Annotated in this window: 4 protein-coding genes; 3 read left to right on the forward strand and 1 reads right to left on the reverse strand. The window is 71.5% G+C overall.

Features of this window, described 5'->3' with window-relative positions; all coding sequences use genetic code 11:
- The first annotated feature begins 45 nt into the window (after positions 1–45).
- The 3 genes from JYK02_RS03840 to JYK02_RS03850 all read left to right on the forward strand — a co-directional run bounded on the left by JYK02_RS03840 (position 46) and on the right by JYK02_RS03850 (position 3,787).
- A complete protein-coding gene (locus JYK02_RS03840; protein ID WP_431603466.1) occupies positions 46–2,082 on the forward strand; it encodes a carbon starvation CstA family protein in 2,037 nt (678 codons plus the stop codon).
- On the forward strand, positions 2,079–2,279 hold the full coding sequence (locus tag JYK02_RS03845; protein ID WP_207048480.1) for a CstA-like transporter-associated (seleno)protein: 201 nt from the start codon (positions 2,079–2,081) through the stop codon (positions 2,277–2,279). The genes JYK02_RS03840 and JYK02_RS03845 overlap by 4 nt, the downstream gene beginning before the upstream one ends.
- Before the next feature lie 86 nt (positions 2,280–2,365).
- Positions 2,366–3,787 carry an RICIN domain-containing protein gene (locus JYK02_RS03850; RefSeq protein WP_207048481.1) on the forward strand — a complete coding sequence of 474 codons (1,422 nt, stop codon included), beginning with the start codon at positions 2,366–2,368 and terminating at the stop codon, positions 3,785–3,787.
- Between the two features lie 38 nt (positions 3,788–3,825).
- On the opposite strand, the gene JYK02_RS03855 is transcribed toward JYK02_RS03850, so the two are convergent.
- Complete coding sequence (locus JYK02_RS03855; protein ID WP_207048482.1) at positions 3,826–14,130, reverse strand: non-ribosomal peptide synthetase; 10,305 nt, start codon at positions 14,128–14,130, stop codon at positions 3,826–3,828.
- Between the last annotated feature and the right edge of the window lie 4 nt (positions 14,131–14,134).

Genomic DNA, 14,134 nt, shown 5'->3' on the forward strand with positions numbered 1-14,134 from the left:
CCGACGGGAGACATCATGGGTGGAGTCGCTCGGAAGTTGGGATGGGTGGCCTTGGCCCTGGCGGGCGCCTTCAGCCTGGGCGTGGTGGCACTGCACCGGGGCGAGTCCATCAGCGCCATCTGGCTCGTGGTCGCTTCGGTCGCGGTGTTCATGCTGGGATATCGTTTCTACGGCCGTTTCATTGCCGAAAAAGCGCTCCAGGTGGACCCCACGCGCGCCACCCCCGCCGAGCGCCGCAACGACGGCCTGGACTACGTGCCCACCGACCGATGGGTCGTCTTCGGCCACCACTTCGCGGCCATCGCGGGCGCGGGCCCGCTGGTGGGCCCGGTGCTGGCGGCGCAGATGGGCTACCTGCCCGGCACGCTGTGGATATTGGCGGGCGTGGTGGTGGCCGGCGCGGTGCAGGACTTCGTGACGCTGTTCCTCTCCGTGCGCCGCGACGGCAAGTCGCTGGGCGACATGGTGCGCATGGAGCTGGGGCCCGCGGCCGGTGTGACGGCGATGGTGGGCGTGCTGATGATCATGATGATCATCCTCGCGGTGCTGGCGCTGGTGGTCGTGAAGGCCCTGACGCACAGCCCCTGGGGCACCTTCACCGTCGCGATGACCATCCCCATCGCGGTGATGATGGGCCTGTACCTGCGCTACGTGCGGCCCGGCAAGGTGCTGGAGGTGTCCATCGTCGGCTTCGTGCTCCTGATGCTCAGCATCTGGCTGGGCGGCCAGGTGTCCGAGTCCGGCACCTGGGCCCCCTGGTTCACCTTCGACAGCCGCACGCTGGCGTGGCTGCTCATCAGCTACGGGTTCTGCGCGGCAGTGCTGCCGGTGTGGCTGCTGCTCGCGCCGCGCGACTACCTGTCCACCTTCCTGAAGATTGGCACCGTGCTGCTCCTGGCGGTGGGCATCGTGCTGGCGGCGCCGCACATGAAGATGCCGGCGGTGACGCGGTTCGTGGACGGCTCCGGGCCGGTGTTCTCCGGCAGCCTGTTCCCGTTCCTCTTCATCACCATCGCGTGCGGCGCGGTGTCCGGGTGGCACTCGCTCATCGCCTCCGGCACCACGCCGAAGATGCTCGCCACGGAGGGGGACGCGAAGCTCGTGGGCTACGGCGCCATGCTGATGGAGGCGTTCGTGGCCATCATGGCGCTCATCGCCGCGTCGGTGCTGGAGCCCGGCGTCTACTTCGCCATGAACTCGCCCGCGGCACTCATCGGCACCACCGCGACGCAGGCGGCGACGACGCTCAGCCAGTGGGGCTTCGTCATCACCCCGGAGATGCTGGAGCAGACGGCGCGCGACATCGGTGAGACGACCATCCTGTCTCGCGCGGGCGGCGCGCCCACCCTCGCGGTGGGCATGGCGCAGATCCTCCATGGCCTGGTGTCGGGCCAGGGGATGATGGCCTTCTGGTACCACTACGCCATCCTCTTCGAGGCCCTCTTCATCCTCACCACCGTGGACGCCGGCACGCGCGTGGGGCGCTTCATGATTCAAGAGCTGGCGGGCCTGGTGTACGCGCCGCTCAAGCGCACGGAGTCCTGGGGCGCGAACCTGCTGGCCACCGCGCTGTGCGTCGCCGCCTGGGGTTACTTCCTCTACCAGGGCGTGGTGGATCCGCTGGGAGGCATCAACACGCTGTGGCCGCTGTTCGGCATCGCCAACCAGATGCTCGCCGCGGTGGCGCTGACGCTGGGCTGCGTGGCACTGGTGAAGATGAAGCGCGAGCGCTACGTGTGGGTGCCCGGCATCCCCGCCGCGTGGCTGGTGCTGTGCACCGTCACCGCCGGCTTCCAGAAGGTCTTCGGCGGCGACGTGCGCGTGAGCTTCGTGGCCCACGCGCGGGCCTTCTCCCAGGCGGTCGCCGAAGGGCGCGTCATCGCCCCCGCGAAGTCCGTGGAGGAGATGGAGGCCATCATCCGAAATGACTACCTGGATGCCGCCCTCACCGTGTTCTTCATGGTCGTCGTCATCGCGACGGTGCTCTTCGGCGTGCGCGCCGCGCTCCGGGCCCGGCGCTCGCCGGAGGCCACCTCGCACGAGACGCCCTACGTGGCCGCGGCCCTCCCGGTGAAGCCGTGAAGCTCCCGCATGCGCTCCAGCACGGCTGGCGCCAGGCCGTGCGCACCGCACGCGCGATGATTGGCGTGCCGGACTACGACACCTACGTCGCCCACATGCGCCGTCACCATCCGGACCGCGCGGTGATGACCTACGCGGAGTTTTTCAACGACCGCCTCCAGGCCCGCTACCGCGCCGGAGGCGGCCGGTGCTGCTGAGGTGATGAGTCGTTGAGTCTTCCAGACAAAACTGCTTAGTGGGTTTTACGGGTCAAGCCCGTTCAACCTCTTCGCAGGAGTCTGCCGTGTCTCGTACCTCGACGCCGTTCCGGACGTGGGCGCTGGGCGCCGTGTTGCTGGCATCAGTGGGAGGCTGCTCGGGGGCGGAGGACGCTCCTGCCACTGGTGAGCCCATGGGAGCGGTGGCGTCGGCCGCGCTGTCGACGCGCGTGGTGGGCTACCTGCCGACGTGGGCGGGGGACGTGAACACGTTGCAGTACTCGAAGCTTTCGCACATCAACTACGCGTTCGCGCTGCCTACGGCGTCCGGCGGGCTCACGGGCGTGAGCAGCTCTGACGCGCGGCTGCGCTCGCTGGTGACGCTGGCGCATGCGCAGGGCGTGAAGGTGCTCATTGCCGTCGGCGGTTGGAACGACGGCAACGACAGCGGCTTCGAGCAGATGGCCGCCAACGCGACCGCGCGCACGGCGTTCGTGAACAACGTGGTGAACTTCGTCAACGCGGCCGGGCTGGACGGCGTGGACATCGACTGGGAGTACCCGGACCCGGGCACGTCGGGGAGCAACTACGCGCTGCTGATGAACCAGCTGGGCACCGCGATGCACAGCCGCGGCAAGCTGCTCACGGCGGCGGTGGTGGCCAACGGCTACACGGGTGGCGGCGTGCCGGCGTCGGTGTTCAACGACGTCGATTTCCTCAACATCATGGCCTACGACGGCGGGCAGCCGCATTCGACGTATGACCTGGCGGTCCAGTCGCTGAACTACTGGAAGGGGCGCGGGCTGCCGGCGTCCAAGGCGGTGCTGGGCGTGCCGTTCTACGGGCGCTCGCCGTCGAGCTACGTGGGGTACTCGGAGCTCGTCGCTCGCGACCCGCAGGCGCCGTACAAGGACAACGTCGGCGACGTCTATTACAACGGCATCGCGACCATCCAGGCGAAGACGCAGCTGGGGAAGCAGAACGGCGGCGTGATGATCTGGGAGCTGTCCCAGGACACGTCCGGGAGCACGTCGCTGCTCAACGCCATCTACTCCGTGGCGCAGGGCACGGGCGGCGGCACTGGGACGTACCGGCTGGTGAACAAGGCCTCCGGGCGCTGCGTGGACATCAGCGGTCCCAGCACGGCGGACGGCGCCATCATCCACCAGTGGGCCTGCCACACGGGCACGAGCCAGCAGTGGTCCATGGAGGCGACGGACAGCGGCTACTACCGCTTCGTGTCGCGCTACAGCGGCAAGGCGCTGGACGTGAAGGACGTGAGCACCGCGGACGGCGCGGGGCTCCAGCAGTGGGGTTACGGTGGCGGGAGCAACCAGCAGTTCAAGCCCGTGAACCTGGGCAACGGCTACTACCGGCTGGAGGCCCGCCACAGCGGCAAGGTGCTGGACGTGACGGGCTGCCTGCAGGGCAGCGGTGACGGGACGCTGCTCCAGCAGTGGACCTGGTCCAACAACGACTGCCAGCAGTTCCGGATGGAAGCGCTGTAGTCGTCACCGGGGCGGGGCGGGCGTCCGTGCCGGCCCCGTCACTCCGGACGTGCCTTCGCGAGGGCGTCACCCAGCTTCGCGGCCAGCACCTTGAGGTGGGGAGGCTTGAGGAAGGAGTAGTGGTCGCCGGGCACCGTGTGCACGTCCAGCCCGCCGGGCGCGTAGGCGGCCCAGCCGTGATCCCAGCGCGAGCCCTCCGCTTCGAACAGCGTGAAGGGCCCGCTGGCCGGAGGCGGTTCGTAGACCCAGGCCGCGTTCAGGTGTGTCTCGAACGCGTGGCGAAGCTTGCGCAGCGACTGCTCCGCGGCGAACAGGGGCTGGCTTGCGGCTTCCAGCGCCTCCATCCACTGGCTCGGAGACAGGCCGTCGTTCGGCGGCAGCGGCTGGCCCGACGCGCGCAGCAGGTCCTCCAGGAACAGTGCGCTCAGTCGCGCCTTCGCGTTCACGTCGTCCGGGTTGCCGAAGTGCAGGCTCGCGGAAGAGTCGAGCAGCGCGAGCAGCGCCACCGTCTCTCCCTCGCGCCGCAGTTGGTGGGCCATCTCCCACGCGACGGCGCCTCCCATGGACCAGCCGCCCAGCAGGTAGGGGCCGTGGGGTTGGACCTCTCGCACCGCGCGCACGTATAGGGCCGCCATCTCCGGCACGGAGTCACAAGGCGGCTCCGCGCCGTCCAGACCACGGGCCTGGAGCCCATAGAAGGGCTGGTGGCGCCCCAGCGCCCGGGCCAGCTCCGCGTACGGCACGACGCTGCCTCCCACCGCGTGGACGCAGAAGAAGGGCCGCACTCCCTCCTGGCCCTTCTGGAGCGCGACCAGCGGTGTCCACGACGCGGCGTCCCGAAGCAGCCCCGCGAGGTGCTCCACGGTGGGGTTCTGGAAGAGCGCCGACACCGGCAGGGTCCGTCCCAGCCGGGCGCGGAGGGCCGACTGGAGGCGCAACGTCAGCAGCGAGTGTCCGCCCAGCTCGAAGAAGTTGTCGCGCACGCCGATGGGGTGCACGCCCAGCACCTCCTCCCAGATGCGCACGAGCTGCAGCTCCAGCGGCGTGCGGGGCCCCAGCAGCGGGGCCGCCGGTTCGCGTCCGCCCTCTGGCGTGGGCAGGGCCTTGCGGTTCACCTTGCCCGAGGGGGTCAGCGGCAGCCGCTCCATGGGCATCCAGCGCGACGGCACCATGTATTCCGGCAGCCGTTCCTTGAGGAAGCCGCGCAGCGCGGTGACATCCAGCGACTTCGGATCCGTCCCGACGACCCAGGCCACCAGCCGCTTCTGGCCGGCTCCGTCGTCGCGGGCATCGACGACGCAGTCGCGCACGGCCGGGTGCTGCGCGAGCGCCGCTTCAATCTCTCCCAGCTCGATGCGGAAGCCGCGCACCTTGAGCTGCGCGTCGCGCCGGCCCAGGTACTCCAGCGTGCCGTCCGGCAGGTGCCGCGCCCAGTCTCCCGTGCGGTACAGCCGGCCGCCCGGCGTCGCGCCGAGCGGATCCGGGATGAAGCGGTCGGCCGTGACGTCGGGCTGGTTCAGGTAGCCGCGGCCGACCTGGACGCCTCCGACGTACAGCTCGCCGGTGACGCCCCGGGGCACCGGCTGGAGGTTCGCGTCCAGCACGTACACGGGCACGTTGATCAACGGCCGGCCAATGGAGGGCAGCGCGGGCCACGCGTCCGCGTCCCCCTTCAGCGACAGCGACGTCACCGCGTGGGCCTCGGAGGGGCCGTAGTGGTTGTGCAGCACCGCGCCCGTGCGCTTCATGAAGCGGCGGATCGCGGGCGTCATTCGCAGTTGCTCTCCCGCCACCATGATCTCCCGCACGCGGTGGGGATGACGGCCCTCACGCTCCGCCACCTCCGCGAGGTTCTGGAGCGCGACGAAGGGCATGAAGAACCGCTCGATGCCCGTGTCCTCAAGGAGGGACAACAGCTGGCTCGGGTCGCGGCGCGTCTCTTCGTTGAGGAGCACCAGCTCACCGCCCGCGGCCCAGGTGGCGAAGAGCTCCTGGAAGGACACGTCGAAGCTGAGCGCGGAGAACTGGAGCGTGCGGGCCCCGGGCGCCACCGAGTCACCCAGTTGCCAGTGCAGCATGTTGACCAGCGCCTCGCGGTGCATCGCGATGCCCTTGGGCGTGCCGGTGCTGCCGGAGGTGAAGATGACGTAGGTGAGCGCCTGCGAGTTGCCCAGGAGCTCCGGCCGTGCGTCCGACTCGCGGGCCAGCGCGTCCGCCTGCGTGTCCAGCTCCAGCACCGCGTCGTTGCTCAGCACGTCGCGCAGCTCGCGCGTGGTGATCAGCACCGTCGCGCCCGAGGCCTGGAGCATCGCGGCCAGTCGCTCCGGCGGATAGGCCGGGTCGAGCGGCACGTAGGCGCCGCCCGCCTTGAGCGTGCCCAGCACCGCCACGGGCAGCTCCAGCGAGCGCCGCAGGTGGATGCCCACGCGGACGTCGGCCCCCACGCCGAGCTTGCGCAGGTGGTGCGCGAGCCGGTTCGAGCGCCGCTCCAGCTCGCCGTAGGTCAGCGTCGAATCCCCGAAACGCACCGCGACGGCATCCGGGATGCGCGTGGCGGTGGACTCGAAGAACGCGTGGGGCGCGGACACTGGCGGCCAGGCCACCTTCTGGTGGGCCCACGTCGCGAGCTGCCTCCGCTCGGCATCTCCGAGCATGGGCAGGGTGCCCAGGGCCGCGTCCGGCGCCGCGAGCGCGCTTTCGAGCAGGCGCGTGTAGTGGTCCGCGAAGCGCGCCACGGAGCCCCCGTCGAAGAGGGCGGTGTTGTACTCCCAGATGCTCGACCAGCCCTCCGGCGTCTCGCGCACGAAGAGGGTGAGGTCGAACTTCGCCATGCCCGGCTCGAAGGCCAGGGCGCTGACGGAGACGCCGGGCAGCTCCCAGGGCGCGCCGCCGTTCTGGAAGACGAACATGACCTGGAAGAGGGGCGGGCGGCTCAGGTCGCGCGTGGGGACCAGCGCGTCCACCAGTTGCTCGAAGGGCATGTCCTGGTGGGCATATGCGCCCAGGCAGGCCTCCCGCACGCGGTCCAGGAGCGCGCGGAAGCTGCGTGCGCCGGAGGCATCCACGCGCAGGGACAGCGTGTTGGTGAAGAATCCGATGAGGTTCTCCACCTGGAGCTGGCCGCGCCCCGCGATGGGCGTGCCGATGACGACGTCGTCCTGACCGCTGTGCCGCGCGAGCAGGGCGTGGAAGCCCGCGAGCAGCAACATGAACGGGGTGACGCCCGCGTCGCGCGCCAGGGACTGCACGGCGGTGGGGAGGGAGGAGGGCAGGGGACGCGACAACTGGAGGCCCTGGAAGGACTGCACGGCCGGCCGGGGGCGGTCGGTGGGCAGCTCCAGCGTCGGCGCGCCTTCCAGGTGGTGCTTCCACCACGCGCGCTGCGTCTCCAGCGTGTCGCCCGCCATCACCTGGCGCTGCCACGTGGCGAAGTCCGCGTACTGCACGGGCAGCGGCGGCAGGGAGCCCGATGCGCCCTGGTGCCGTGCCGTGTAGAGCGCCTTCAGCTCGCGCACCAGGATGTCGATGGACCAGAAGTCACACACGATGTGGTGCATGACCAGCAGCAGCGCGTGGTGATCCGGCGCGGTGCGAACGAGCGTCGCGCGCACCAGCGGGCCCCGCTCCAGGTCGAAGGGCTTCTTCACCTCCGCCTCCGCGCGCGAGCGCAGCAGCTCATCCCCGTCCAGGGCCTCGAGCGCGAGCGTGAACGGCCGGTGTTCCCGGACGTGCTGCACCGGGGTGCCCTCGTCGTCGCTGAACGTGGTCCTGAGGGCTTCGTGCCGCTCGACCAATGCATCCAGCGCGGCCTCCAGCGCCGGGACGTCCAGCGGACCGTCGAGCCGGAGGAAGAAGGGCACGTTGTACGCGCTTCCCTGCGGATCCAGCCGCGCGAGGAACCACAGGCGCTGCTGCGCGAAGGACAGGGGCCTTGGCTGTCCACGCGGCCCGGCGACGATGGGCGGCACCGGCGCACCCGGGCCTCCCTTCTTCAGGGCCTCCAGCCGCTCCGCGAACCGGGCCACCGTCGGGGCTTCGAGCAGCAGGCGCAGGGGCACCTCCTGCTGGAGCACGTCCCGCAGCCGCGACACCACCCGCGTGGCGAGGAGCGAGTGTCCGCCCAGCTCGAAGAAGTGGTCATGCGCGCCCACGCGAGGCACGCCCAGCAGCGGCGCCCACAGCTCCGCCACCAGGGACTCCCAGCCCTCGCGCGGCGCGACGTACCTGTCCGGGCCCGACCGCGTGTCCGGCGTGGGCAGGGCCTTGCGGTCCACCTTCCCCGACGGGGTCAGCGGCAGCCGTTCCAGCTTCACGAAGGCGGAGGGCAGCATGTGCGCCGGCAGCCGTGCGGCGAGCGAGGCGCGCAGCTCCCCCGTGTCCACCTTCGGGCCCACGACGTAGGCCACCAGCCGCTTGTCGCCGGGGACGTCCTCGCGCACGACGACGCCTGCCTGCTCCACGCCCGGTGAGGCCTTGAGCTCGGCTTCAATCTCGCCCGGCTCGATGCGGAAGCCGCGCACCTTCACCTGCGAGTCAGTGCGCCCCAGGAAGTCGAGGACGCCGTCCGGCCGCCACCGGACCCGGTCTCCCGTGCGGTACAGCCGCGCGCCCGGCGTGGCGCTGAACGGATGCGGCACGAAGCGCTCCGCGGTCTGCGCGGGCTGGTGCAGGTAGCCCCACGCGAGGCCGTCACCGCCCAGGTACAGCTCGCCCGCCACGCCCACCGGCACCGGTGCGCCCAGGGTGTCCAGCACGTACGCCTGCGTGTGGGTGATGGGCCGGCCGATGGGTACGGGGCGCCCGTCATCCACCGTGCCCTCCAGCGGATGGAACGTGGAGAAGGTGGTGTTCTCCGTGGGTCCGTAGACGTTGATGACGTCCCGGCCCGCCTCGCGCATCTGCCGCGCGGCCACGAGGGACATGGCTTCGCCGCCCGTCATCACCTGCCGCACGCGAGCGAGCGCCGGGGGCTGGAACATCGCCATCTGGTTGAAGAGGGCCGTGGTGATGAACAGCGTGGTGACGCCGTGGTGCTCCAGCGCGTGGGCCAGCTCCTCCAGCGAGGGCTGATGCGCCGGCATGACCACGAGCTTCGCGCCATGCACGAGCGCACCCCACAGCTCCAGCGTCGCCGCGTCGAAGGAGATGGGCGCCAACTGGAGCAGCACCTCCTCCGGGCCGAAGCGCGCGTACGTCGTGCCCTTCACCAGCCGGACCACGCCCCGGTGCGGGATGCACACGCCCTTGGGCCGGCCGGTGCTGCCGGACGTGTACATGACGTACGCCAGCGCCTCGGCCGGGAGGGTGACGCGCGGTGCTTGCGTGGACTCCCGCGCGAAGGCGTCCCATGAGGGCTCCAGTGTCACGACGCGCGCGTCCAGCTCCGCGAGCTTCGCCTCCTGGCCCGGCTGGACCAGCAGCACCGGCAGGCGCGTGTCCCGGGCCATGAAGAGGAGGCGTTCGGTGGGGTAGGCCGGATCCAACGGGACGTAGGCCCCTCCCGCCTTGAGGATGGCCAGCGTGGCCACGACCATCTCCAGCGAGCGGCCCGTGCACAGGCCCACCGGCGTGCCCGCGTCCACGCCCAACGCGCGCAGGTGATGCGCCAGTTGGTTCGCGCGCGCGTCGAGTTCTCCGTACGTGAGTTGACGGCCCTCGAACTCCACCGCGATGGCCTGGGGCGCGCGTGCGGCCTGTTCCTCGAAGAGCGCGGTCAGCGACGCGTCGCGCGGGTAGTCCGCGTGGGTGTCGTTCCAGGTGAACAGCAGTTGCTGGCGCTCTTCGTCCGAGAGCAACGGGAGCGTAGCGAGGGGCTGATCCAATCCAGCGACGGCGGCCGCGAGCAGGCGCGTGTAGTGCTCGGCCATGCGCGCGACGGTCGCTTCCTCGAAGAGCGCGGTGTTGTACTCCCAGACGAAGCCCAGGCCCTCGGGGGACTCCTGCGCGAAGAGGGTGAGGTCGAACTTCGCCATCCCCGTCTCCACGTCCAGCGGCGCCACGGACACGTCGGGCAGGGCGCTCGCGGCGGGGCCTCCGGCGTTCTGGAGCACGAACATCACCTGGAACAGCGGCGAGCGGCTGGGGTCGCGCTGGGGCTGGAGCGCGCTCACCAACTGTTCAAAGGGCAGGTCCTGGTGGGCGAAGGCCTCCAGCGTGATGTCCCGCACGCGGCCCACGAGGTCGCGGAAGCTCGCGTTCCGGGAGGCGGTGATGCGCAGGGGCACCGTGTTGATGAAGAAGCCGACCAGCCCCTCCAGCTCCTGACGCTCGCGGCCCGCGAGGGGCGCGCCGATGACGACGTCGTCCTGGCCGCTGTAGCGGGCGAGCAGGGCGTGGAAGCCCGCCAGCAGCAGCATGAAGGGCGTGGCGCCCTCGCGCTGGGCCAATGACTCCAGGGCCCGCGACAGCGCGGGCGACGCCTGCCGGGACAGGTGCGCGCCTTCGAAGGTCTGCACCGCCGGGCGCGGCCGGTCCGTGGGCAGCTCGAGGGACGTCGGCGCGTCCTGGAGCCGGTCCTTCCACCAGCCGAGCCGGGCCTCCATGCCGGCACCCGCCCAGGTCTGCCGCTGCCGGCGCGCGAAGTCCGCGGGCTGGATGGAGAGCGGGGGCAGCTCGGCCGCGGCGCCGCCGGTCGCTTCGCGGTAGAGCGCCGTCAGCTCACGCTCCACCACGCCCAATGACCAGCCGTCGCAGATGATGTGATGGAAGGTGACGAGCAGCGCGTGCTCTCCGTCGCGCACGCGCACCAGCGTCGCGCGCACGAGCGGCCCTCGGGCCAGGTCGAACGGAAGCCGCACCTCCGCCTCCGCGCGCCGCGCGAGCTCCGCCTCCGAATCCACCAGCTCGCGCCGCAGCGGCACGTCCAGCGCGGGGGCGATGCTCTGCACCGGCTGGCCATGGTGTTCCACGAAGGTGGTGCGCAGCGCTTCATGGCGCTGCACGAGCGTCTGGAGACTCCGCTCCAGCGCGCCGTCATCCAGCGGCCCCGTCCAGCGCGTGAACCAGGGCAGGTTGTACGAGAAGCCGTCCGGATCCATCCGGGTGAGGAACCACAGGCGCGCCTGGGCCGAGGACAGCGGCGGGACCTCGTCGCGCGGACGCGGAACGAGCGGCAGTTCCTCTCCGCCCGCCTTCGTCCTCAGCGAGGCCAGGTGCGCGGCCAGCTCCTCCACGGTGGGGTGCTCGAACAGCGCGCGCACGGGCAGCTCCACCTGGAGCCGGTCGCGCAGCCGCGCGGTCACCTGGGTCGCCAGCAGCGAGTGGCCCCCGCGCTCGAAGAAGTGATCCTCCGCGCCCACGCGCGGCAATCGCAGCAGCGCGGCGAAGACCTCCGCCACGTCCGTCTCCAGGGGCGTGCGAGGGGCCACGAAGGCCCGGCCCGCATCCGCGTCGTCGTCCGGAGCGGGCAGGGCGCGCCGGTCCAGCTTGCCGCTGGGGGTGAGCGGGAACGCATCCAGCAACACGAAGGCGGCGGGCACCATGTACTCCGGTAGCCGGTCACGCAGCACCGCCTTGAGCCCGCCCGCGTCCACGTCCGCTCCGGGCTGCGTCACCACGTAGGCCACCAGGTGCTTGCCCCTCGCCGCGTCCTCCCGCGCCACCACCGCGACGTCCTTCACGCCCGGCAGCTTCGCCACCGCCGCCTCCACCTCCGGCAGCTCGATGCGATAGCCGCGGATCTTCACCTGCGCGTCGCGCCGCCCCAGGAACTCCAGCGTGCCGTCCGGCAGGTACCGCGCGAAGTCGCCCGTGCGGTACCTCCGCGCGCCCGGATGCGGGCTCAGCGGATCCGGCATGAAGCGCTCCGCCGTCAGGTCCGGCCGGTGCTGGTAGCCACGCGCCAATCCCGCGCCGCCGATGAACAGCTCGCCCGCGACGCCCACGGGCACCGGCTCTCCGCGCGCGTCCAGCAGGTACGTGCGCGCGTTGGTGATGGTGCGGCCAATGGGCGGCAGGTCCGGCCACAAGTCCGGGTTGCCCTTCAGCACGTGGGCCGTGGCCGCGTGCGTCTCCGTGGGGCCGTAGTGGTTGTCCAGCACGCAGCCGTCCAGCGCGTGGAGCAGCCGCCGCAGCGCGGGCGTCATCCGGAGCTGCTCGCCCGCGGTGTTGATCTCCTTGAGCGACGTGGGCAGCAGGCCGTCGGAGTCCGCCACCTCCGCCAGGTGCTGCAGGGCGACGAACGGCAGGAAGATGCGCTCCACGCCCTGGTCGCGCATCAACGTGAGCAGGGCCCGGCCGTCGCGCCGCGTGTCCTCCGACACGAGCACCAGCTCACCGCCCGCCGCGAACGTGGGCAGCATCTCCTGGAAGCACACGTCGAAGCTCAGCGCGGAGAACTGGAGCGTGCGTCCCCGGGGCGCGGTGGAGCGGCGCACCTGCCACTGGATGAGGTTGAGCAGCGGGCGGTGCGGCATCGCCACGCCCTTGGGCACGCCCGTGGATCCGGACGTGAAGATGACGTAGGCCAGCGTGTCCGGCCCGCCCACGGGCTCCGGCGCGGTGTCCGGCGTGGAGAGGTCATCTTCCAAAAACAGCCGCTCCGCGCCACCCTCCGGCAGCCCCGCCGCCAGCGACCGGCGTGTCACGAGCACCTTGGCGCGCGACGTCTCCAGCATCAGCGCCAGCCGCTCCGGCGGATACGCCGGATCCAGCGGGCAGTAGGCCGCGCCCGACTTGAGGATGCCCAGCACGCCCACCGCCAGCTCCAGCGAGCGGTCCACGCACAGCCCCACCGCCGTGTCCGGCACCACGCCGCGCTGGCGCAGCGCATGGGCGACGCGGTTGGCGCGCCGGTCCAGCTCCGCGTACGTCAGGTGCTCGTCCCCGAAGCGCACGGCGATGGCGTCCGGGCTCCGGCGCACGCTGGCCTCGAAGAGGGCGTACACGCCGGACAGCACGGGCACGTCCGCGCCGGTGTCGTTCCAGTCCACCACCGCGCGCTCCCGCTCGCGCGGGGTCAGCAGCGGGAGCGCGGACACCGGGGACTCGGGCTTCGCGACGGCGCCCTCCAGCAGGCGCGCGTAGTGCGCGGCCATGCGCGCCATCGTCGCCTCGTCGAAGAGGTCGGCGTTGTACTCCCAGCGCGCCTCCATGCCGCTGGGGTCGTCGTAGAGGAAGAGGGTGATGTCGAAGCGCGCGACGCCGGGCTCGAAGTCCACCTCCGTCACGGTGAGGCCGGGCCACTTCAGCGCGGCCCACGGCGAGTTCACGTGCACGAACATCGCCTGGAACAGCGGCGAGCGGCTGGGGTCGCGCTGGGGCACGAGCAGGTCCACCAGTTGCTCGAAGGGCATGTCCGGGTGCGCGTACGCGCCCAGGCACACCTCGCGCACGCGGCCGAGCAGCGCGTGGAAGGACGGATCCCCGGACGTGTCCAGCCGCAGCGCCAGCGTGTTCGCGAAGAAGCCGATGAGCCGCTCCACCTCGCGCCGTCCGCGCCCCGCCACGGGCGTGCCCACCACCAGGTCCTCCTGCCCGCTGTAGCGGGACAGCAGCACCTGGAACGCCGCCAGCAGCGTCATGTACGGCGTGACGGCCGCCTTGCGGCTCAGCTCGCGGATGCCCGAGGCCAGGGCCGGAGGCATGGGCAGGCGGTACACCGCGCCCCGGGACGTCTGACGCGGCGGACGCGGCCGGTCCGTGGGCAGCTCCAGCGCGGGCGGTGCTCCGGCGAGCCGCCCCTTCCACCACGCGCGCTCGGCCTCCAGGAAGTCACCCGTGAGCATCTGCCGCTGCCAGTGCGCGAAGTCCGCGTACTGCGCGGGCAGCTCCGGCAGCCGGGGCGGCTCGTTCCGCGTGGCGGCGGTGTAGAGCGCGCTCAGCTCGCTCGCCATCCAGCCCAGCGACACCGCGTCGCAGACGATGTGGTGCGTGACGAAGAGCAGCGCGTGCGCGTCCGCCGACAGCCGCACCAGCGTGGCCCGCACCAGCGGCCCGCGCGCCAGGTCGAACGGCGTGCGCGCCTCGGCCTCCGCGTGCTCGCGCAGCGCCTGCTCCCTCGCGGCTTCGTCCAGGCCGCGCGCGGACAGGTCCTCGCGGCGGAGCGTCAGCGTCAGCGTGGGCGCGATGCGCTGCACTGGCTGGCCGTCCGCTTCCGCGAACGTGGTGCGCAGCGCTTCGTGCCGGGCCACGACGCCCTGGAGGGCCTGCTCCAGCGCCGCGACGTCCAGTGCGCCGGTGAGCCGCACGAAGAAGTAGACGTTGTACGTGGCGCTCGTGCCCTCCATCTGCGCCAGGAACCACAGGCGCTGCTGCATGAAGGACAGCGGCAGCGCCTGCGTCCTGGGGACGAGGGGCAGGGGAACGCGCTTCTTGCCCGGAGCAACCGGCGAGGAGGTCGTCATCGTG

This window comes from Corallococcus macrosporus (assembly GCF_017302985.1).
Taxonomy (GTDB): Bacteria; Myxococcota; Myxococcia; order Myxococcales; family Myxococcaceae; genus Corallococcus; species Corallococcus macrosporus_A.